Origin of the sequence: Corynebacterium sp. HMSC27B11 (assembly GCF_001815985.1) — a bacterium.
In the GTDB taxonomy this organism is placed as follows: domain Bacteria; phylum Actinomycetota; class Actinomycetes; order Mycobacteriales; family Mycobacteriaceae; genus Corynebacterium.
In genome coordinates, this window is sequence record NZ_KV823558.1 from 107,788 (window position 1) to 129,374 (window position 21,587).

Sequence of the window (21,587 nt, forward strand, 5' to 3'; positions counted from 1 at the left end):
AGTACGGCCGTTACGTTTAGAAATCTTTCGCTATCGCTCCCCGCGGGAGCATTACCCCCGAACACCCACGGGCTGCGCAGCGCCCCAAGAGAAAACTGAATTTCCGTTCCGAGATGCATGACGAGACAGCCATGATCTACACTTCATGGAACCAAACCCTCAAGTTCCCCTTTAAAGTTCCGGATGGAGTTCTTATGACCAACACTGCGTGCCCCGCAGCCACGTCACCCCATCCAGACACCGTAAAAAAGTTCGCCAAGTTGGGAATCGATGCCCCGCAGATCATTAGCGGGCTCGCGGAGGACCCCCTATGGGTGGATCCCAAACTTGAGGCTCGCGTGGAACCTGAAGTCTCGGGAATGCGTGCCGCACTGGACGATGCGGAAGGGGGGTCGCGGATTCAGCTCGCGGTAGTTAACAGCACCCAGCTAGAGCCAGCGACCGAACGCGACCTCGCGCAAATCCTCCACGACGCGACATGTTCGGACACGACTTTCGTGATGACGCCAAAGTGGGGAACGTCAGTGTCCGACCTCTACCCACGCTTCACCCTGGAACGAAACCACGGAAAGCTCCACGGCGACCTCAGCGCGGATGCCGTCGAGAACTTCCTCAGCGCGGTAGAAAACACAGCAACACCGACAACTGCCGTCAGCAACGGCCTGCTGGGAATCACCATTCTCTCGATTGCGATCACCGCACTGTTCGCGCAGCGGCGCCGCTAGCAAAACAAAAGTAGCCGCAGGGGTCCGAACACAGTTCAGCGATACGCACGTGTCCGAAGCTCCGCCCCTTAACTTTTAGCCGCATCACCCCAGCTCGCCTCCACCGGATCACCAGGGCAATAACAGGCAAGTCTTCAGTTCCGCGCACTTTAAGGCCCCAAAGGTCACGAAAGGGCGAAGAAAACCATACAGCCGGACTGGCAAAAATCGGGTCAACCCCACAGGCTTGACAGGCCTTAATCGAGAGTTGAGCGATTTACATGCTTTCTTGCACCCTTCAAGCAGACACGCCAGCATCTTCCAAATTGTGACCCACCTCACAATGTTGCCAATTCTTTACCTTTTTGCTGGTCAAGCCATATGACATGACCAAAGTGGCGTGTGTTTAATTTGATACTTATGTGAATTGAGTCGCTCAGTTATGCATTTGTGCCCTAGGGTTTTGAACGTCATCGACTGAAACAGGAAGGCACTCGAGTTACTCGAGCTGCACCGAAACCTTCGGACACCCCCTGGACCGTGCTTCATCTCATGGGGAAGTGAGATAAACCGGACCGCGGGTGACCTTCTTGTGGATGTCCACCGTCAACCAGGAGACCTTTAACGTGCTATCTCGCCCGAGCATCGGCCGTAACGACACGGCAAACATCGCGCGGTCTAGTCGCACTCTTCTCGCGGTCGCTGTGACCGCCGGCATCTATGCGCACACGGCCACCGCACCCGCACTAGCAGACGACCAGGAGTCCGTTGAGGCATATCTCGCGGACCTGGTGGATCAGACGTCCAGCAAGCAGTCCGAGGTTGACAACATCCTCAACCAGATGGGCGGCATCCGCGAAGCAGCAAATAAGTCCCGCGTGGACCTGGAGCGTAGCCAGAAGGCCGCCCAGGAAGCGCAGGATAAGACGCTGTCCGCGCGCAAGCGGCTCGACAGTGCCGAAAAGGACGTCAACACCGCCCAGGAAAAGCTGAACGAAATTGCTCGCTCCGCATATAAGCAGGGCGGCCACACGGCTCCGGTCACTCTCGCCGCGGGCGCCGATTCCGCCGCGTCCCAGATGGATCGCGCCAGCTATGTTCGTCTCGCGACGGAGAAGCAGCAGGGCGTAGTCAACCGTCTAGACTTGTCTCGCACCCAGAGCGCGAACGAGGAGTCTCGCCTGCGCGCGTCCCGCGAGGCCGCGGATAACGCGGTGCAGAACGCGGTCAAGGCGCACCAGACTGCCGTGGACACGCTGCGCAACTCCCAGCAGCGGCTGCAGCAGATCTCGGCGGAGTACCAGAAGCTCAAGCGCCAGGCCGAGCAGGCTCAGGCAAAGCTTCGCGCAGCCAAGAGCGCGATCGAGACGCTAGCAAACCAGAAGCCCAAGGCTTCCTCCTTTGAAAAGCGTGCTGCAGCGGAGAAGGCCGCGAACCTGGTCGAGAAAAAGGCGGAGAAGGACTCCGATAAGAAGTCCGAGCAGCCGAGCGCGCCACAGCAAAACACCCCGCAGACTGAGGAAGCGACGTCCGGCAACAACACTGCTGAAAGCACTGCAGCATCTACCGAGACCCAGGCACCATCCCAGGCACCTACGCCGGATACCGCGGTAATTGCTGCACCGGAGACACCTGCTACCTTCGAGCAGTCCAACGCTGGCGACGACCACCGTCAGAAGGCTATCGACGGCCTGATTGCAGCCGGCCAAGACGCCTTCCGGGCAGGCGCCACCGCCACCGCCAATGGGCAGGATCGTGCCGCCGCGCTGCGCGCCGCTGGGGAAGCAGGCCGGAATACCGCCGGTCAGCACTACGACCAGCTCGTCGCTAACGCAGGCAGCGCACAGAGCGCGCAGACCGCCCCGAGCGCCGCTGAGGCGCCATCACAGAACCAGACGGCGACCACTCCTGCGACCACCCCTGAGTCCGCGCAGGAGCCCGCTGAACAGCAGGCCGAGCAGACCGCAGAGGCAGAGACTCCGGATCAGAGCGACAACCCGGCGCAGCAGGCTGAGTCCCAGGGCATCCTGATCAACCCTGAGACGGGCCTTCAGGAGGAGCGCCCCGGCGAGATGCCACCGGTCACGGCACCGGATAACGACAACCTGCCGGCCGCGGACACCACCGTCGACACCAGCGGTACCGCTGAAGAGAAGATCGAGCGTGTGATCGACCGTGCGATGAGCCAGCTCGGCGTGCAGTACGCCTGGGGCGGCGGAAACGCCAATGGCCCGACGCTCGGAATCCGCGACTGGGGTGTGGCTGACACGTACGGCGACTACCAGAAGATCGGTTTCGACTGCTCCGGTCTGACCCTCTACGCCTTCGCCGCAGTGGGCCTGGATATCGGTCACTACACCGGCTACCAGTACAACCAGGGTCGCAAGATCCCGGTCTCGGAGATCAAGCGTGGCGACATGCTCTTCTGGGGACCGAACGCCGAATTCCACGTCGCGATCTACCTGGGCGACGGGAAGATGATCGAGGCCCCGCAGTCGGGCGATGTGGTCAAGATTTCCGACGTCCGCTACAACGGCATGAGCCCCTACGCGGTGCGCATGATCGAGTGATGAGACGCTAGAAGAGCTCCTAGGGAACTGCTCCGTTAGTCAAGGTGAATGACTTGACTAACGGAGCAGTTCTCGTTGTGCGTAATCCACCGCGGTCATCCGAGCGATACGCACCGCCCGCCCCAGCGGCAGGAGAAAAGGGTCGAGGCTTGACTGCGGCGCCGAATCCCGCGCGACATCAATAATGGCCGCGACATAGTCCGCACGAGCCATGAGCTTCTCCGCGCGCGAGGGAACGTTCACCGGCAACCCCGGCACACCGAAAGCATCGCTCAGCGCCCCCACCAACATCCGTGGCCCGACCGAGCCGGTGGGCCAGCGAACTATCACTCCACTGGATTCGATTCCTGCAACCGCCCGATCCGTCGCCTGCCGCAACATCGCATCCGCGTCGCCCGGCCCGTTGGTTGGCAGTTGCGGAGCCCGGCCCTCGGCGGTGTGCCAGTGCCAGTAGATCACCGAGGAATCAACGATCTCGGGCACGGCGACGTGGTGGACATCTGGAGTCGCGTCCGCAAAGGCAATCCCCGCACCCGCCGCGGCGACCGCCGAAGCGGCCTCGCCGGCCGGCAGTGGGGGCGGATCCCCCATTCCAGCCAGCACCAAATTCACCAACGGCCGGTGTTCCAGGCCGACGGGTGCTCCCTCAGTAACTGCGCGCACGGTCTTGAGGAGGTCGATCAAACCGGTGGCCTCATCCGCCTCTGCGGCAGTTCCGGATACCGTCCCACCGGCTCGGGCCAGCACTCGGTGATGCCGCCCCTGCACCGCATGGAAGGAGTCGATCACCTCGTCGGTGCTAATGACGCCATGCAGCCACCACGCCAACCATAGGGACGTGTTCTGCACCGGGGACCACAGCTGGCTGCGGATCAGCCGCTTCGTTTCAGCATTAGGCATTGCGCCACCGACCTCTTTCATCCGCCTTAGCCTAAGCTTGACAGCCATGAGCTTCAACAATCGCGACCCCTACGCAGGCGACATTTTTCAAGGTCACGCCCGCACGAAGCGGCCACAGTACCCGGAGGTGCCCGCCGAACCTGGGCTGATCATCGAGGTTCTCGCCGATGACTTCGTGGGAGAGGTCGTCGGCGGCGAGAAGACGATCGACGGCTGGTGCGTCAAGCTCGAGGACCGCCATGGCTCCCAGCGCCTGTTCCCGCTACGCCCTGGCGGTTTTCTCCTCGAGGGGCAGCGAGTCAGCCTCAGCCGGTACGTCGCGCGCCGCGAGGTGCCCGCTCAGCCAACGATCTCTAATTCTGGTTCCCGACGGGTCGCCAACGTCGAAGCAAAGGTCGCCGCCCCTTCCCGTATCTGGGTGGAGGGGATTCACGACGCCGCGATCGTCGAGCGGGTCTGGGGGCACGACCTCCGCGTCGAGGGCATCGTGGTCGAGTACATCGAGGGCCTGGACAACCTCCACGAGAGGCTCGCCGAGTTCCAGCCCACCGCGGATCGGCGGGTCGGCGTACTCGCCGATCACCTGATCGAAGGCACCAAGGAAATGCGACTCGTGCAGAGCCTTGGCCCCCATGTGATGGTCACCGGCCACCCGTATATCGATATCTGGGAAGCCGTGAAGCCGTCCTCAGTTGGGATCAAAGCCTGGCCTCACGTTCCGCGTGGGATCGATTGGAAGACCGGGGTGTGCCAGCAACTCGGTTGGGGAACCCCGCAGGATGGCTGGCGGAAGGTCTATTCCTCCGTGAAGACCTTCCGGGACCTCGATTCCTCGCTGCTGGGGGCAGTGGAGCGGCTGATCGACTTCGTGACGGTCGGGGAGTAGCCAACCCTTATTTCCACGGGGCGATTTGCGCCACACGGTTGGCCCCAGGCAGGGTCAGTGCCAACTTCGGCAGTTGCCTCAAGCTCGGTGTAAGTCAGCCCAGCTCGTCCACGCGGGCGAGCATGTGCACCGCAAGGTTCCACCCGGCCTGCTCGGCCTGCCAACCCGCAGAAGCGAGCCGCTGGCTCATCGCCTGCTTGGAGATGCCGACGACCTCCGCTGCCTCCGACTGCGAGTAACCGGAACGCAGGAGGGCAGTAGCCTCGCGCCCCTCCTTTGTCCGCCGGGCCAACACATGGGCGATGAGGGTAAACGCGGCGGCAATATCTTCGGCGATCTCCGTCCCCTTGCCCGGCGCCTGCGTGTGGTCCGAGCCAGGAAGCTCCAGGCGGACGCTCACTTCGCCAGCCCGCTGCCGGATGCGGACCGCCCGCCGAGCGACCTCGCCCGTGGCAGACATCTGCTCGTGCGGTGCCAATTCCTCCCATTCCTCAGCGCCTTCTGGGTAGGTCTCGGCCATGGTCACCGTCCGCCCGATACCGATGGCGAAGTCCCCGGCCTGGATCAGGCTCAGAACCACCGCGAGCGTCTCCTCAGCCCCCTCGGTGTGGCAGAGCAGATCCTCGACCCCGACCTGTTCCACGTTCAAAACGGAGTCCGCATTAGCGAAGGCTTCGGTGACCTCTTCGACGTATTCCGCCCGGCGGCGGGACCGGCCACGGTAGGAAGCGAAAATTGCGAACACGTGCTGTCAGGGCTTTCTTATTGGGAACTGCGGGACGTTAGCTGGTGGCCTGCAGTGGCGGGGGCACACCAAACAAAGCGGCGCGTGTGCACCGGTGATTTTTATTCTAAGGCCTGCTGCTCACGAGTTTGCGCCAGAGCCAGGCCTCACGGGAGGCGATAGCCAGGCCCGCCAGCATCAACAGGGCCGAGGCCACGAGCCACAGCATTCGCGTCCCGGAGTCCATGTGCTGGGAGGTGAGGCTGTTGGTCGCGATGATGAGGCCAACAGTATTGGGAGCACTGCCCACCACCGTGGCAAAAAGGAAACCCGGGAGGGGGATGCGCACCAGGCCACAGGCGTAGTTTAACAAGCTGAACGGCACCGCTGGCACGAGCCGGAGCCCCAGCACGGCCAGCCAACCACGCTGTTCAATCAGCTCGCGCAAGGTCCCAACGCGCGGGTCGTCACCATCCTCGGCCGGCCGCCACCGGCCGCCGACGCGGCGGAAAATCAGCACGGAGATGGTGGCTGACAGCGCGAGCCCCAGGAACATCAGTGTGATGCCCAGCAACGGGTTAAACATCAGCCCCGCGGTCAGCGTCCAGACTGTGCGAGGGAACGGGAACTGGGTACACAGAACCATCAACACCAGGTATGCCAGTGGCGCCCAGGGGCCAGTTGACCCCACCCAGTCGCGGATGGTGTGCGGGGAGGGCAGCGGGATAAAGAAAAGGCACGCGACCGTGGCGAGCGAGGCAAGGATGAGACCGATTTGAGCCCACGTTCCAAGTTGCGCCCAACGTTCGCGAAGATGGGTCAGCACTTGAGGGCGCCCCTTCCAGCCACGTGAGATCCAATAAAAAATCGCCCCGCTTGGCTCAAGCGGGGCGAATCATGGTGTCCGGAGGGGGACTTGAACCCCCACGCCCGTTAATAGGGCACTAGCACCTCAAGCTAGCGCGTCTGCCATTCCGCCACCCGGACAGGGTAAGCATGCACTGCGATTAGATACCTTAGCACCTAGCCCGTGCGTGCTTGAAACACTCTATCCAGCTTATGAAATTAAAACAAATTGGCAGGTCAGAGCAATAAAAGTTCCGGAAATCCGTGGCTAGAGTACAAGATTGTTCGGTACACTAAACAGCATGACTCTCAACCCAGAAGATGCTTCAACTCAAGCTTCCTATGTCGACGAGCGCTTCCCGGGGCCAGACCCGTATGCGCCACTAGCCGACCTGCCCAAGCTTAAGGTCAGCAGTGAGACCTTCGCCGACGGAGACCGCCTCCCGGAGGCGCAACTCGGTGGCAACGATGTCTCCCCGCAGCTGAGCTGGGAGCCCGGTCCGGAGGGGACCGAAAGCTACGCGGTCACGTGCTTTGACCCGGATGCCCCCACTGCCAGCGGCTTCTGGCACTGGGCCGTGTTCAATATTCCGGCGTCCGTGACTAGCCTCCCGCTCGATGCGGGGGACGAGGAGCTCGCCGGCCTGCCAAAGGGAGCGACAGCTCTGCGCGGGGACTCCGGAAGCCGCGGCTACTACGGCGCCATGCCTCCAGAGGGCCACGGCCCGCACCGCTATCTCTTCGCGGTACACGCCGTCGGGGAGAAGTTGGACATCAGCGACTCCGCAACGCCAACCGTCCTGGGGTTCAACCTCCAGTTCAAGGCTTTGGCGCGCGGCATCCTGTGGGGCTGGGCAGAGAACTAAGCCCCTCAAGCGCTCAACGCGGGGGAGCTGCTTAAAGCTCTTTCCACTCCAGACCCGAGCCCACCGCTTCGGAGATGTTCCGCAGGCCGTGGGCTCGAATCTGTGCGGCCAGGCCCCGGTGGATCTTCGAGATCCAGTTCGGGCCGCCGTAGATGAAGCCGGTGTAGCCCTGCAGAAGGCTGGCACCTGCAGCGATGCGCTCCCAGGCCTGCTGCGGGGTCTCGATGCCACCCACACCGATGAGCACCAACTTGCCCTCCGCACGTGCCGCGATGCGACGCAGCACCTCGAGGGAGCGCTCTGCCAGGGGAGCCCCGGAGACCCCACCCGCGCCGAGGGACTGAACCCACTGCGCGTCGGACTTCAGCCCTTCCCGGCTAATCGTCGTATTCGTCGCGATCAGGCCGGTAACCCCAAGCTCGATGGCCAGATCGGTCACGGCGTCGATGTCCTCATCGGAAAGATCTGGCGCGATCTTAACGAACAGCGGGAGATCGGCTTCCTCCTGGACTGCTGCGACGATGGGACGCAGCGAGTCCACGGCCTGCAGGTCGCGCAGCCCCGGCGTGTTCGGGGAGGACACGTTGATCACCAGGTAGTCGGCGACGTCCTTCACCGCACGCGCGGACTCGCGGTAGTCGTTGGGGGCCAGCTCCGGTGGGGTAATCTTCGCCTTGCCCAGGTTCACACCCACGGGCTCGAGGCAGCGGCGGCGGGACAGACGCTGAGCAGCAGCAATCGCGCCGTCGTTGTTGAATCCCATGCGGTTGAGGATCGCGCGGTCCTCAGGCAGCCGGAACAGGCGCGGGGTCGGATTACCCGGCTGGGCCACGCTGGTCAGCGTGCCGAGCTCCGAGTAGCCGAAGCCGAGCGGGCCCCAAATGTGGAACTCCTCGGCGTTCTTATCGAAGCCCGCAGCCAGGCCGAGCGGCCGGTCAAAGCGAATACCGGCCACCGTCTGGGAGAGCACCGGGTCGTCGACGACTAGCGCGCGACGCACCGCAGCGCAGGCGACCTGCGAGTCAGCGATCCGACGGAAAACGCCCGAGAGCATGCCGTGGATCCGCTCCGGCGGGATACGGAACATCAGCTTCAATAGCTTCTCGTAGGCCGAGTCCGAGAGGTGATCGAAGCGGCGGGAAGTTGGGGTGTTGGCCATGGCAATCTCCTGAATCGTGTTGTGGTGGACGTGGTGCTCTGTGGCGACCAGTGGGTTACTGATCCTCGTGAATCACGGGGAAGTCCTCGGCCTCCGGCACTCCGCGCTCAACAGCGGCGTCGATATCCGTGGCCGACACCCGCTGGGTGGCGCCGTCCGCACCGAAGAGCAGCATGTCGCCGTCCGGGGAATCCAGGATGTGACGCACGTTCGCGATGGAGTCGAACGCCGCTACCTGGATCGGGGTACCGCTGTCGATGCGGTAACCGGTGACCTTATTATCGCCGGTGGTGGAGACCCACGCGATCTGGCGCTTGCCGTCCCACAGAACCGCCCACGGGCTCTTGCCGGTGGGAGCGGCCTGGACCTGACGCACCACGTCGTTCAAGGTGAACAACTGGAACTGATCCTGCACGGTATCCGCCGCGATGAAGATCCCCTGATCCCCGCGGCCAACGCTGTTCAGACCCACGCCCTGGCCGATGCGCAGAGCACCGCGCGGGCCGTTGGTGGCGAGGTCGATGTCGGTGATGCTGGTCTGGTCGCGGTCGATCACCGCGAGCCTTTCCTCACCATGTTCGTTGTTGACGTGGACGAGGTCGTCGAGGCTCCGGCTGACGACGATGGTCTCCGCCTCACCGAGCTGATCGCCGGATGGGGAGTAGTAGTGCAGCTGGTTGGAATCCTTGAAGCCCACGAAGACCCGGCCGTCCGTCGTGACGGTGGCCACCGTGGGAGTTCCGTCGAGGCTGTACTTCTTCAGCTGCTTGCCGTCGGCGCCGTATTCATACAGCGCGCCGTCGCAGGCGAGCATGACGCCGTCGGCCGAAGGCGTGACCTTCGTGCACTTCTCCGGCACGTCGATCTTCTTCGCTTCGCCCTCGCCAGACAGCTCGGCCAGCGTTCCGATGCGCAGCGTGGATGCGCTCAGTGCCGCCACCTGCTCAGTCTTCGGGTCCAGGCCGATCTGGGAGACGTCGATGACCTCGCCGACTTCGCTAGCCTTCTGCACCTCACCGAGCGGGTCCTTCGCTGCCGGGGAGTCCGCCGGGGTGGCGGGCGTGCCACCTTTCGGGGCCGACTCTGGGGCGGCGGATCCTTCCGGCGCGCTGTTGTCCGCCGCATCCTCGGTGGCACAGCCTGCCAACCCGAGCCCAACGGTGGCCGTCACCGCAGCCGCCCACGTCAGAGGTTTCTTCCAAGCCATCGCGTCATCGCCTCGTTTACGCCAAACACGCTTACCTGCATTCATCAGGTAGTACGCTACCAGCCGAGTTGGGTGGGTCGGTGTATCGTCCTTAAGCATGCCTACCGAAATGTCTTGGCTGCAGACGATCGTGCTCTCGATCGTGCAAGGTCTCACCGAGTTTCTACCCGTTTCCTCCTCCGGGCACCTGCGGATTGTCTCCGAGCTGTTCTGGGGAGCCGACGCGGGCGCCTCCTTCACAGCTGTGATCCAGCTCGGCACGGAGCTGGCGGTGCTCGTGTACTTCGCTAAGGACATCTGGCGGATCCTCACCGCGTGGTTCGCCGGCCTGGTGGATAAGTCCCGGCGGAACCACGACTATCAGATGGGGTGGATGGTCATCGCGGGCACCATCCCCATCGCGGTGCTGGGGTTCTTCGGCAAGGATTTGATCCGTGACCAGCTGCGCAACCTGTGGATCACCGCTGCCATGTTGATCCTCTTCTCCTTCGTGTTCATTCTCGCGGAGAAGGTAGGACGTCGACGCCGCTCCTTCGATGAGCTGACCATGCGGGATGCCGTGCTCATGGGTCTGGCTCAGTGCCTCGCCTTGATCCCTGGCGTGTCCCGGTCGGGCGGTACGATTTCCGCCGGTTTGTTCCTCAACCTGGACCGCGAGGTGGCCACCCGGTTCAGCTTCCTGCTGGCGATTCCCGCAGTCTTGGCGTCCGGCATCTTTTCTCTGGGGGATGTGTTCGATCCGGCCGCAGGCCAGGCGGCGAGCGGGAGCCAGCTGGCGGTCGGCACGCTGATCGCCTTCCTCGTCGGATACGCCTCCATCGCCTGGCTTCTGAAGTTCGTGTCTAACCACAGTTTCGCCTGGTTCGCAGCATGGCGCATCCCGGTCGGTGTGCTGGTGATGGTGCTGCTGGGCGCGGGAGTTTTGCAGCCGTTATAGTGGGGAACCATGCATTCTTGGTCTGCTCCCCGTGTCCCACAGTTCCCGACGGCCATTCCGGCGGTGGCCGATTCCGCTGCAGCGGAGGTGGTTGCCCCGCCAGCGTTGCAGCTCTACGACACGGCAGATGACCAGGTCAAGCCCGTCGCACTGCCAGAGGACGGCGCCCCGGTGGGCATGTACGTCTGCGGGATCACCCCGTATGACTCCACCCACCTGGGGCACGCGGCGACCTATAACACCTTCGACCTGGTGAACCGCTACTTGCGCGCCGCCGGGCACGCCGTTACTTATGTGCAGAATGTCACGGATGTCGACGATCCGCTGTTCGAGCGCGCCGAGCGCGATGGCGTGGACTGGCGCGAGCTAGGCAAGGAGCAGACCGACCTGTTCCGTTCCGACATGACGCAGCTGCGGATTCTGCCGCCGGAGTTCTTCGTCGGGGCGATGGAGACGATCGATGAGGTTGTCGAGATGGTCAGCACGCTGCTCGACAAGGGCGCGGCCTACGTCGTGGAGGGGGAGTACCCGGATATCTACGCCGACCACACCTACACCGAACAGTTTGGCTACGAGTCCCGCTACGACGAGGCCACCATGCGGGAACTCTTCGCCGAGCGCGGTGGTGACCCGGAGCGGGAGGGTAAGCGCCATCCGCTGGATGCACTGCTGTGGCGGGCCCACCGCACGGGTGAGCCAGAGTGGGATGCTCCCTTTGGCTCGGGGCGCCCTGGCTGGCACGTGGAGTGCGCGGCCATCGCAATGAACCGGTTGGGGGAGCAGTTCGCCATCCAGGGTGGCGGCGTTGATCTGCGTTACCCGCACCATGAGTACTCGGCAGCTCATGTGGAGGCTGCCTGCGGCACCCAGCGTATGGCGGGACACTACGTGCACACCGGCATGATCGGCCTTGAGGGGACCAAGATGTCCAAGTCCCTGGGCAACCTGGAGTTCGTCTCCGCGCTCACCGCGCAGGGCTTCGACCCCGCGGCTATCCGTGTGGGGCTCTACGCCGGGCACTACCGGGCAGATCGTGATTGGTCCGCGGAGGTCCTCAGTGAGGCTGAGGATCGCCTCGCCAAGTGGCGCGCCGCTGCCGCTGAGGAGAACAATCCGCAGCGTGTCGCGGAAGTGCTGGCGGCCGTCACCGGGCACCTGGCCAACGATCTCGACACCCCAGCCGTCCTGCGCACGCTCGACGAGTGGGCAGCGGCGGTCAACAAGGGCATTGGAGCCAGTGGCTACCGGGTCACCCCTGCCACCGAGCGCACTGCGGCTTCCCAGGCTCTCGCCGCGGGTCTCGACGCGCTGCTCGGCGTCACGGTCTAGGGCGGGGGACGAGCGCCGTGACACAGCACCCATACCCGGCGGGCGATTCTTCGCTTTCCGAATGGCCACCAGATGTCCGTGAGGCCGCCACGGAGTTCATCGGAAACCTCCGGATGATGGCTACCGGCAGCTACCTGCGCGCCGAGGAGCGGGAGCATTGGGACCCGCCGTACCCGGAGTCTGCGGTGGACGAGGCCCAGGCAGAGCTGGTGACCATCGGAGAGGCGATCCTGGGCGGGGCAGATCCTCAGGAAACCTCCCTGGCCGGGGTCCGCAAAATCATCGCAATCTCCGACGCCAACGGCGGGCTGCTCCTGGATAGCGAGGAGCTGGACGAGCTGCTGGTGTTTCTCAGTCGACTCACTGCCACGGTGGGTGGGGAGGCCACGGTGGTCTGCGACGCCGTGCGCGAGCTCGTCGAGGAGTAGCCCCTTAAGCCCCCGGGGGCTGGACACTTGCCCCGATAGTGGTGCGATTATTCACCCCACTATCGGGGCTCCTTGCAACCTTCGGGGGAGACGCGTGCCACAATAGGGGCGTGAGCAATCCCAAGAATTTTGATTCCCTATTCGCGGAGCTTTCCGAGAAGGCGCGCACCCGCCCAGAAGGCTCCGGCACCGTCAAAGCCCTCGACGCCGGTGTCCATTTCCAGGGCAAGAAGATCGTCGAAGAGGCTGGGGAAGTGTGGCTGGCCGCCGAGTACGAGTCGGATGAGGAGCTGGCCGAGGAGATCTCCCAGCTGCTGTACTGGCTACAGGTCGTGGCAGTCGGCCGGGGCCTCAGCCTCGAGGACATCTACAAGCATCTTTAGGCCCAGATAGAAGCCCGAACTAAACGCACGGAACCCGACTGCGCCGCACCCATCACCGCGGCGGCGCTGCACAGTATCCACCACGCAAGGAGCCACATGTCCCCGGTCGCGCCCAACCTAAACGCCCCGATCTCTGAAGACAACGCCACTGATTCCGGTGAGCGCTACCTGCGCGTCGCCGTCCCGAACAAGGGTTCGCTCTCGGAAGCCGCGACGAACATCCTCAAGGAGGCGGGTTACACCACCCGCGCTGATTCCAAGGCGCTGACCGCGGTCGATCACGAGAACCAGGTTGAGTTCTACTTCCTGCGCCCGAAGGACATCGCCATCTACGTCGCCTCCGGCCACCTCGACATCGGAATCACGGGCCGCGACCTTGCCGCAGATACCCGCGAGGAAACCGCCGAGCTGCTGCCGCTGGGCTTCGGGGCCTCTACCTTCCGCTACGCCGCCCCGATGGGCGAGGGCTGGACGGTCGAGAAGCTGGCGGGCAAGCGCATCGCCACCGCCTACCCGAACCTCGTGCGCAAGGACCTGAATAACCGGGGCATCGACGCCACGGTGATCCGCCTGGACGGCGCGGTGGAGATCTCCATCCGCCTGGGCGTGGCCGACGCGATCGCCGACGTGGTCTCCACCGGCCGCACTCTCCGCACGCAGGGCCTGGAGCCTTTCGGCGAGCCGCTGTGCGTCTCTGAGGCCGTCATGATCGGCCGCAAGGGGGCCGAGATGGACGAAGCAAAGCAGGTGCTGCTGAAGCGCATGGAGGGCATCCTGCACGCCCAGAATTACGTGATGCTTGACTACAACGTCTCCCGCGACGTGCTGGACGAAGTTGCCGCCATCACCCCGGGGCTCTCGGCCCCGACCGTCTCCCCGCTGGCCAATGAAGGCTGGGTCGCGGTGCGCGCAATGGTGCCGCGCAAGCAGGCCAACGCGCTGATGGATTCGCTGTCCGCCCTGGGGGCGGAGGCGATCCTCGCAACGGATATCCGCATCGCCCGGATCTAGCGGATTCGCCTTATCCCTCAACGGGGTCGCCGTCGTGGCGGCCCGGTTTTTCTTCCACGGCTACCCCAGGGGAGATAGCCCCGCGCCTGCCGCGCGCCGTTTCTTCTACACTCTTTAAGTACACCCGTACCGGCACGGGCAGCGAGAGCATCCCATGCTCCGCCGCACCGGGACATTAGTACGGCTCCCAACACCCCTTAACGCCTGTGGCGATTGACGCGAAAGTTTAGGTGGCAGTTTCACATGGCACACCGTCCCAAGCCGTCCCCGAACTCCCAGAGCTCCAGCGACGGGCACGTCCTGAGCTCGACGGACATTATCACCTCAGCCGAATCCTCCTCCCTGGAAGCCCGCAGCGGCGCGCACTACCGCCTGGAGGAAGACCTGCTGGGCACGATGAAGGTTCCGGCAGACGCCTACTACGGAATCCACACCCTCCGAGCTGTGGATAACTTCCAGATCTCCCGCACGAATATCAATCACATACCGGAGCTCATCCGCGGCATGGTGATGGTGAAGAAGGCCGCCGCGATGGCCAACATGCGGGTCAAGGCGCTGCCCATCGACAAGGGCGAGGCGATCGTCGCGGCCTGCGATGCGGTGCTCGAGGAACACCGCGCGATGGATCAGTTCCCCATCGACGTTTTCCAGGGCGGGGCAGGGACGTCCCAAAACATGAACACCAACGAGGTCATCGCGAACCTCGCGCTGGAGCACCTCGGGTACCCGAAGGGCCGCTACGACATCATCAGCCCGAACGATGACGTCAACATGTCCCAGTCCACCAACGACGCCTTCCCAACCGGGCTGCGCCTGGGCCTCCACTTCGATATCGACGAGCTGCTCAAGCACCTGGCTGCGCTGGAGCGCGCGCTGTTCGCTAAGGCCCAGGAGTTCGACCACATCATCAAGATGGGCCGAACCCAGCTGCAGGACGCCGTCCCGATGTCCCTGGGCCAGGAGTTCCGCGCCTTCGCGAACAACATCGCCGAGGAGTCCGCGCAGCTCAGGCACGCGCAGTCCCTGCTGCGCCAGGTCAACCTGGGTGGCACCGCGATTGGCACCGGTGTGAACACACCCCCGGGTTACCGCGAGGCGGCCATCGAGGCCCTGCGGGAGATCACGGGCCTGGACATCACCTCCGCGTACGACCTGGTGGAGGCGACGAGCGATACCGGCGCGTTCGTCAACACCCACGCGGCGGTGAAACGCACCGCGATGAAGCTGTCGAAGATCTGTAATGACCTGCGTCTGCTGTCCTCCGGCCCGCGCGCTGGCCTGGGGGAGATCAACATCCCACCCCGCCAGGCGGGTTCCTCGATCATGCCGGCGAAGGTCAACCCGGTGATCCCGGAGGTCGTCAACCAGATCTGCTTCAAGGTCTTCGGCAACGACGTCACCGTCTCCATGGCCGCCGAGGCCGGCCAGCTCCAGCTCAACGTCATGGAGCCGGTCATCGCGCAGTGTGCCTTCGAGTCCATCCGCTTCATGGCGCGGGCCTGCACCACGCTGCGCACGCTGTGCGTCGTGGACATCACCGCGAACGAGGACGTCTGCCGCAACTACGTCGAGAACTCGATCGGCATCATCACCTACCTCAACCCGCTAATCGGCCACCACAACGGCGACCTGATCGGCAAGGAGGCCGCGGCGACCGGGAAGTCGGTGCGCGAACTCGTCTTGGAGAAGGGGCTGCTCGACGAGGACACCCTCAACGAGGTGCTGAGCACGGAGAACCTGCTCAACCCGATGTACCGGGGTCGCCGCTACGAGTAGGCGCTAGCGGACCCCCGGGTACTCCGGGGGCGTGCCGCCGAAGGCGGGGCAGATCTCCTGGAAGGAGCACCAGTCGCAGAGCTTGGAGGTCTTCGGCTGAAAGTCCCCGCTATGGATATCAGCGAGGATGCTGTCCCAGAGCTCGCGCAGGTCGCGCTCGAAGTACTGCAGCTCGGCGGGGGTGGGCTGCAGCACCAGGTCATCGGCCACCTTCAGGTACATCAGCCGAAGCTGGGCCGGGATCAGGTCGTGCAGCCGCCAATAAACCAGGGCGTAGAACTTCATCTGGAACAGCGCCTGGGCGGCGAAGCGCGGTGGCGGCTTCTTTCCGGTCTTGTAGTCGACGACGCGTACCTGGCCATTCGCGGCGACGTCCACCCGGTCGATGAAGCCGCGGACGGGAACCCCATTGGGCAGGGTGGCTTCGACGAACTCCTCGACCTCGTGGGCGTCGAAGCCCTGGGGGTTCTCCATCTGGAAATACCCCTTGACCAGGGCGCGGGCGTCGACGAGGAAGTCGTAGAGCTGCTCCGCTGGGACGAGCTCGTTCAGATCGGCGTCCTTGTCCACCATCTTTGTCCACGCGGGCTTCAGCATCTTCACCGCGGCCGGGTAGGTGCGCTGCTCACGGGGCAGGGCGTGGAGTTCCTCGAGCACCGCGTGGACGAGGGTTCCCTTCACCTGCGCGATCGTCTTGGGTTCCGGCAGCTTGTCGATGCTGCGGAAGCGGTAGAGCAGCGGACACTGCTGATAGTCCCCGGCGCGGGAGGGGGAGAGCGCCAAGCGGTCGAGGGAGACCTTCGGCTGCGGTTTCTCGGTCGGGGTGGACACTAATTCTCCTTCGGCTTTGTTCTCGGTTTTGGTGCCATCGCAGGGGCTCTGCGAAGGGTGGCTGCGGTGGGCTACAGCGGCAGGCCGGCGCGGCGTCGATGGTCGCGGACCAGCTGGTTGATCGCCACGGTCACCAGGGGGATCAGCGTCATCAGCTCGACGGCGTGGATTCCCAGCAGCCGGTAGGCCAGGGCGCCGGCGATCGCGCCGACGGACAGGCTCAGCCACAGCGAGAGGTTGAGGATCCAGACGAGGTGACGGCCGTCGAAGAACGCATCGACGAAGCGCTGCCCCGTGCGCACCAGCGTGCCCGTCATATACGTCAGCGGGATAGCGACCTCGCCGTTGCGTTCGAAGATGCTGTTCATGGTACCCACGCCGATAGACAGGGCGATGATGGCCGCGCTGTGGTGCTCCAGCTCGATGAGGACGCTGGAGAGGACGAACCAGAAACTCACGTTGACGAGGACGAACTCCCGGCCCCGGGTCTCCTCCAAGGCGCGGACCACGATGCGTTTCGTAAACGCACCGTTGATCACGCCCAGCAGGAAGAAGATGATGCAGCCGCCGGCCACCCTCACCATGTCCCAGTTGCCGTCGACGATGGCGGTGGCGGAGCGGGTGGTGTTGCCGGACATGAAGGAGAGGAACACCCCACCCAGGTAGAGAAAACCCACCGAGTCGATAAAGCCGGCGATGAAGGCGAATACGCCTGCCAGCACCCGTTCCCCGGGACGCGATTCCATCATAGTGATTTGAGAGTCTAGTAGGTTAGGGTTTTCCTATGGCTTATACCGGACCTTTTACCGCCGGAGACCGCGTCCAGTTGACCGACGCGAAGCGGCGACACTTCAGCATCACCCTGACCCCGGGGGAGAGCTTCTTCACCCATAAAGGCGAGATTCGTCACGACGACATCATCGGCGCGGACGAGGGCACCGTCGTGGAGTCCAGCGTGGGAGGGGAGTACCTCTGCTTCCGTCACCTCCTGGTCGACCAGGTGCTCTCCATGCCGCGTGGCGCGGCGGTGATCTACCCGAAGGATGCCGCACAGATCCTGGTGGAGGGGGATATCTTCCCCGGCGCGACCGTGCTGGAGGCTGGTGCTGGTTCCGGCGCGATGTCCAGCTGGCTGCTGCGCGCGGTCGGTGAGCACGGGAAGGTCATCAGCTATGAAGTCCGCCAGGATCACCTGGATTACGCGGTGAACAACGTCCACAACATCATGGGTGGGGAGCCGAAGAATTGGGACGTGCGCCTGGGCGACGTCAAGGAGGCCACCCGCGAGTCCGTGGGCGAGGTCGACCGCGTCCTACTGGACATGCTGGAGCCGTGGGAGGTTCTGGAGACAGTGCGAGACGTCCTGGTCCCGGGAGGGGTGTTCATGACCTACGTGGCCACCGTCCCGCAGCTGATGAAGGTGATGGAGGGCATCCGGGAGCTCGGGTGCTTCACTGAGCCACGCGCTTGGGAGTCGCTGGTGCGCGAGTGGAAGGTGGAGGGCTTGGCCACCCGCCCAGAGCACCGCATGAACGCGCACACCGCGTTCCTCATTTGGGCCCGCCGCCTGGCGGATGGCGTGACCGCCCCGCGGCCACAACGGCGGGCACGGCGCTAGAGCGATCCGAGTACGGCTGCCGGGGCGCCCGTCCCGGTAGCCTCGCCGCTAGGCCTACCGGCAGGTTTTGGGCTGCGGGGCCTTCAGTAGGATTGATGGCATGACTGCGCAGAATCCTTCCGATCAGCCTTCGCCCACTGCCCGCGAATTGCGGCTGGCCAATCATCGGTTGGGAGCCCAGAACGAGAAGCTCACCGAGGCGCTGAAGGCCTCCCGCGAGAAGCTGGCTGAGATCAATTCCCGCCTGGCGGATATGGCCGAGCCGCCGAGCACATACGGCACGCTGCTGCAGCTCAACGGCACTGGGAAGACCGCGGAGGTCTTCACCTCGAACCGCCACATGCGCCTGGCTGTCTCCCCGCTGCTGGACCGGATGGATCTGCAGCCCGGGGCGACGGTGCGGCTGGGGGAGAATCTCCAGGTCGTGGAGGTCACCGGCTTCGCTGATTCTGGCGACGTCGCCGCGGTCGTCGAGGTCGTCGGTGATCGCCTGATCATCGCGGACAAGCTGGGGGAGGAGTCGATCGTCAAGGCTGCCCGCCCGCTGCAGTCCCTGATCACGAACCGGGAGCTCACCACCGGCGATAGCGTGGTCGTCGACCGTCGCAGCGGCTGGGCCTTCGACATGATCCCCCGGGCTGAGGTCACCTCCCTGGTGCTGGAGGAGGTCCCGGACGTCAGCTACGAAAACATCGGCGGATTGAGCAATCAGATCGAGCAGATCCGGGACGCGGTGGAGCTGCCCTTCCTGCACCCGGAGATTTACCGCCACTACGGGCTGCGCCCACCGAAGGGCGTGCTGCTCTACGGCCCGCCCGGTAACGGCAAGACGCTCATCGCCAAGGCGGTGGCCAACTCGCTGTCGAAGTCCATGGGCTCCAACGATAAGTCGTCCCGCTTCGCGGATTCCTACTTCCTCAACGTCAAGGGCCCGGAGCTGCTGAATAAGTTCGTCGGTGAGACGGAACGCCAGATCCGGCAGATCTTCGAGCGCGCCCGCAAGATCGCGCACGCCGGTAAGCCCGTGATCGTCTTCTTCGACGAGATGGAGGCCATCTTCCGCACCCGTGGCACCGGAGTGTCCTCGGACATGGAGTCCACGGTCGTCCCGCAGCTGCTCTCCGAGCTGGACGGCGTGGAGGGACTGGATAACGTCATCGTCATCGGCGCCTCGAACCGCGAGGAGCTCATCGACCCCGCCATCCTGCGCCCGGGCCGCCTGGATGTGAAGATCCGGGTGGACCGCCCCGACCAGGACGCCGCACTCGACATCCTGTCCAAGCACATCGACGCCTCCCTACCGCTGTCCGCGGACCTGGTGGCGGAGCACGGGGGTAAGGAGGTGGCCGCGGCCGCGCTGTGCCGCATCATCGCCGAGGAGCTCTTCCGCCGGGATGCCGCGCACCGCTACGTGACCCTCCACCTGGCGGATGGGCAGACCAAGGACCTGTACTGGGCAGACTTCGTCTCCGGCGCGATGCTGGCCAATATCGTCGATCGCGCGAAGACCTTCGCAATCAAGCGCGCCCTGTCGCAGACCGCAAGCACGAGCGAGGCTGCCACCGAGGGCGGGCTGAGCACCGCGGACGTCATCGATGCCATCACGGCGGAGATCAACGACAGCGAGAACCTGCCGGACACAACCAACCCCACGGAATGGGCACGCATCTCCGGGCACGCCACCGGCCGGGTCGTGGACATCACCCTGGCGGACTAAACCCGACTAAAAAGCTCAGCCGGACTAGAAACTAAGTCCGACGAGAGAACACTTTTCGACTCCTGGAAGGAAAACCCTGGTGAACGTGCAGAAGGATAACGAGGCCACCGGCTACGTGCTCGGCTCCGAGACGGAGTTCGGCATCGTCGCCGTCGACGCCCCGGAAGCCAGTCCCGTGTACACGAGCACGCAGGCGGTCGTCGCCTACGCGGAGGTCTCCGGGCAGGGAGTCAACCGCCGGACCCGCTGGGACTATGACTCGGAGTCCCCACTCCGCGACGCCCGTGGCTTCGACCTGCGCCGCTACCGTTCCGGCGCGGCCCCCAGCTACGACCCGAACGCGGTGGGCATCGCCAACGTCATCACCCCGGCGGGTGCGCGCTTCTACGTGGATCACGCCCATCCGGAGTACTCCTCGCCTGAGGTCACCTGCGCCTATGATCTGGTGGTCTGGGATCAGGCCGGCGACCGGGTCATGCACGCGGCTGCCCAGGCAGCAGGGCAGGTCGAGGGCCAGCCGGAGCTGAAGATCTACAAGAACAACGTGGACGGCAAGGGCGCGTCCTATGGCGCCCACGAAAATTATCTCTACCCGCGCAGCCTCAACGTCGAGGACGTGCACCAGGCGCTGATCCCGCACTTCGTGACCCGCCAGATTTACGCCGGCGCGGGCCGCGTGGGGCTCGGGCAGGCAGGGGAGCAGCCCGGCTTCCAGATCTCCCAGCGCGCCGATTACATCGAGACCGAAGTCTCCCTGGAGACCACCCTGAACCGCGGCATCGTCAATACCCGCGACGAGCCCCACGCCACCGCGGATGATTGGCGCCGCCTCCACGTGATCATCGGCGATGCGAACTTGAGCCAGTTCGCGACCTACCTGCGCTTCGGCACCACCGCTCTGGTTCTCAAGGCCGTCGAGGCGGGCGCCGATTTCAGCGACATCGTTCTCATCGAACCGGTCGAGGATGTCCGCCGGGTCTCCCGCGATCTGGAGTTGACAACCCCGCTGCGGCTCTACGGAAACACCACCGCCACCGCGATCGAACTGCAGCGCAGAATCCGCGAGAAGGTCATCGCCGCCCTCGAACCGGCAGGAAAGCTCACCACCGACGAGCAGCGAGTGCTGGCGCTGTGGGAGGAGATCCTGGACGACCTGGAAGCTGATCCACTGCGCACCGCCGACCGGCTCGACTGGACGGCGAAGTACGCGCTGCTGCGCGGCTACCGCGCCCGGGGGCTGGAGTGGTCGGACCCGCGGATGGCGCTGATCGATATCCAGTACCACGACATCGATCCGACCCGCGGGCTGTACCACGCGCTTGTCGCGCGCGGGAAGATGCGCACGCTGGTCGACGACGCCGAGATCACCGCGGCCGTCGACACCCCGCCTCGGGGAACGCGGGCCTGGCTGCGTGGGGCGCTGGTGAAGCACTACGCCCCAAAGATCCTCGCCGCGAACTGGGATAGCGTTGTCCTCGATCACCCGCACGAGGGGCACCCAGCGATGCGGGTCGGGCTGCCCGAGCCGCTGCAGGCCACGGCCGACAGCTTCGCGGGCACCGTGCTCGAGGATCTCGCGGAGGCCAAGCCGGGCCAGGCCCCGGAGTTCTCGGAGGTGGCTGCCGCGCTGATCGCCGCTCTGCCCGAGCGCGTGATGGGCGTGGGCTAGGGCGTGTCTCTTATATGCGTAACCAG

General features: G+C 64.5%; 20 protein-coding genes and 1 tRNA gene. 13 read left to right on the forward strand and 8 right to left on the reverse strand.

Annotated elements, in window-relative coordinates:
* The first annotated feature begins 194 nt into the window (after positions 1-194).
* Both HMPREF3097_RS05235 and HMPREF3097_RS05240 read left to right on the forward strand, forming a co-directional pair.
* Positions 195-725 carry an Rv1476 family membrane protein gene (locus tag HMPREF3097_RS05235; RefSeq protein ID WP_070761440.1) on the forward strand — a complete coding sequence of 177 codons (531 nt, stop codon included), beginning with the start codon at positions 195-197 and terminating at the stop codon, positions 723-725.
* A 575-nt stretch (positions 726-1,300) separates the two neighbouring features.
* On the forward strand, positions 1,301-3,274 hold the full coding sequence (locus HMPREF3097_RS05240; protein WP_070761441.1) for a DIP1281 family NlpC/P60 protein: 1,974 nt from the start codon (positions 1,301-1,303) through the stop codon (positions 3,272-3,274).
* Positions 3,275-3,331: 57 nt separating this feature from the next.
* On the opposite strand, the gene HMPREF3097_RS05245 is transcribed toward HMPREF3097_RS05240, so the two are convergent.
* Entirely contained in the window at positions 3,332-4,234 is a 903-nt protein-coding gene (locus HMPREF3097_RS05245; protein ID WP_070761418.1) for a hypothetical protein, read from the reverse strand.
* Between HMPREF3097_RS05245 and HMPREF3097_RS05250 the strand changes: the two genes are divergently transcribed.
* The gene (locus tag HMPREF3097_RS05250; protein WP_070761419.1) at positions 4,221-5,060 is read left to right on the forward strand and encodes a DUF3097 domain-containing protein; all 840 of its coding nucleotides are present in this window, start codon (positions 4,221-4,223) and stop codon (positions 5,058-5,060) included. The genes HMPREF3097_RS05245 and HMPREF3097_RS05250 overlap by 14 nt on opposite strands.
* A 94-nt stretch (positions 5,061-5,154) precedes the next feature.
* Here the strand turns inward: HMPREF3097_RS05250 and HMPREF3097_RS05255 are convergent, their stop codons facing one another.
* From HMPREF3097_RS05255 to HMPREF3097_RS05265, 3 genes are all read right to left on the reverse strand, one after another.
* Positions 5,155-5,805: a DNA-binding protein gene (locus HMPREF3097_RS05255; RefSeq protein WP_070761420.1), complete on the reverse strand. Its 651-nt coding sequence runs from the start codon at positions 5,803-5,805 to the stop codon at positions 5,155-5,157.
* Between the two features lie 106 nt (positions 5,806-5,911).
* Positions 5,912-6,610 carry a TVP38/TMEM64 family protein gene (locus HMPREF3097_RS05260; protein WP_070758896.1) on the reverse strand — a complete coding sequence of 233 codons (699 nt, stop codon included), beginning with the start codon at positions 6,608-6,610 and terminating at the stop codon, positions 5,912-5,914.
* Between the two features lie 72 nt (positions 6,611-6,682).
* Positions 6,683-6,771 (reverse strand) — tRNA-Leu (locus tag HMPREF3097_RS05265).
* Between the two features lie 161 nt (positions 6,772-6,932).
* Here HMPREF3097_RS05265 and HMPREF3097_RS05270 point away from each other — a divergent pair.
* Positions 6,933-7,496: a YbhB/YbcL family Raf kinase inhibitor-like protein gene (locus HMPREF3097_RS05270; RefSeq protein ID WP_070761421.1), complete on the forward strand. Its 564-nt coding sequence runs from the start codon at positions 6,933-6,935 to the stop codon at positions 7,494-7,496.
* A gap of 31 nt (positions 7,497-7,527) precedes the next feature.
* Here HMPREF3097_RS05270 and HMPREF3097_RS05275 read toward each other — a convergent pair whose 3' ends face one another.
* A complete protein-coding gene (locus HMPREF3097_RS05275; protein WP_070761422.1) occupies positions 7,528-8,655 on the reverse strand; it encodes a quinone-dependent dihydroorotate dehydrogenase in 1,128 nt (375 codons plus the stop codon).
* Positions 8,656-8,710: 55 nt separating this feature from the next.
* Complete coding sequence (locus tag HMPREF3097_RS05280; protein WP_070761423.1) at positions 8,711-9,862, reverse strand: YncE family protein; 1,152 nt, start codon at positions 9,860-9,862, stop codon at positions 8,711-8,713.
* Positions 9,863-9,959: 97 nt separating this feature from the next.
* Between HMPREF3097_RS05280 and HMPREF3097_RS05285 the strand changes: the two genes are divergently transcribed.
* From HMPREF3097_RS05285 to aspA, 6 genes are all read left to right on the forward strand, one after another.
* Positions 9,960-10,799, forward strand: a complete 840-nt coding sequence (locus tag HMPREF3097_RS05285; protein WP_070761424.1) for an undecaprenyl-diphosphate phosphatase — start codon at positions 9,960-9,962, stop codon at positions 10,797-10,799.
* Between the two features lie 9 nt (positions 10,800-10,808).
* A complete protein-coding gene (gene mshC / locus HMPREF3097_RS05290) occupies positions 10,809-12,128 on the forward strand; it encodes a cysteine--1-D-myo-inosityl 2-amino-2-deoxy-alpha-D-glucopyranoside ligase (protein WP_083317962.1) in 1,320 nt (439 codons plus the stop codon).
* A 17-nt stretch (positions 12,129-12,145) separates the two neighbouring features.
* Entirely contained in the window at positions 12,146-12,556 is a 411-nt protein-coding gene (locus HMPREF3097_RS05295) for a hypothetical protein (RefSeq protein ID WP_070761425.1), read from the forward strand.
* A 110-nt stretch (positions 12,557-12,666) separates the two neighbouring features.
* Positions 12,667-12,939, forward strand: coding sequence for a phosphoribosyl-ATP diphosphatase (locus HMPREF3097_RS05300; protein ID WP_012360282.1), 273 nt, complete (start codon positions 12,667-12,669; stop codon positions 12,937-12,939).
* Between the two features lie 96 nt (positions 12,940-13,035).
* Positions 13,036-13,950, forward strand: a complete 915-nt coding sequence (gene hisG, locus HMPREF3097_RS05305; RefSeq protein ID WP_015381644.1) for an ATP phosphoribosyltransferase — start codon at positions 13,036-13,038, stop codon at positions 13,948-13,950.
* Positions 13,951-14,193: 243 nt separating this feature from the next.
* Positions 14,194-15,726, forward strand: coding sequence for an aspartate ammonia-lyase (gene aspA, locus HMPREF3097_RS05310; protein ID WP_083317963.1), 1,533 nt, complete (start codon positions 14,194-14,196; stop codon positions 15,724-15,726).
* Between the two features lie 3 nt (positions 15,727-15,729).
* Here the strand turns inward: aspA and HMPREF3097_RS05315 are convergent, their stop codons facing one another.
* Together HMPREF3097_RS05315 and HMPREF3097_RS05320 are read right to left on the reverse strand one after the other, a co-directional pair.
* Positions 15,730-16,557, reverse strand: a complete 828-nt coding sequence (locus HMPREF3097_RS05315; RefSeq protein WP_015381646.1) for a RecB family exonuclease — start codon at positions 16,555-16,557, stop codon at positions 15,730-15,732.
* A gap of 71 nt (positions 16,558-16,628) precedes the next feature.
* Positions 16,629-17,306, reverse strand: coding sequence for a YoaK family protein (locus HMPREF3097_RS05320; protein ID WP_070761426.1), 678 nt, complete (start codon positions 17,304-17,306; stop codon positions 16,629-16,631).
* Between the two features lie 35 nt (positions 17,307-17,341).
* Between HMPREF3097_RS05320 and HMPREF3097_RS05325 the strand changes: the two genes are divergently transcribed.
* The 3 genes from HMPREF3097_RS05325 to dop all read left to right on the forward strand — a co-directional run bounded on the left by HMPREF3097_RS05325 (position 17,342) and on the right by dop (position 21,561).
* On the forward strand, positions 17,342-18,175 hold the full coding sequence (locus HMPREF3097_RS05325; RefSeq protein ID WP_070761427.1) for a tRNA (adenine-N1)-methyltransferase: 834 nt from the start codon (positions 17,342-17,344) through the stop codon (positions 18,173-18,175).
* A 100-nt stretch (positions 18,176-18,275) separates the two neighbouring features.
* A complete protein-coding gene (gene arc / locus HMPREF3097_RS05330) occupies positions 18,276-19,892 on the forward strand; it encodes a proteasome ATPase (RefSeq protein ID WP_070761428.1) in 1,617 nt (538 codons plus the stop codon).
* Between the two features lie 85 nt (positions 19,893-19,977).
* Positions 19,978-21,561 carry a depupylase/deamidase Dop gene (gene dop, locus HMPREF3097_RS05335; RefSeq protein ID WP_070761446.1) on the forward strand — a complete coding sequence of 528 codons (1,584 nt, stop codon included), beginning with the start codon at positions 19,978-19,980 and terminating at the stop codon, positions 21,559-21,561.
* The last annotated feature ends 26 nt before the right edge of the window (positions 21,562-21,587 follow it).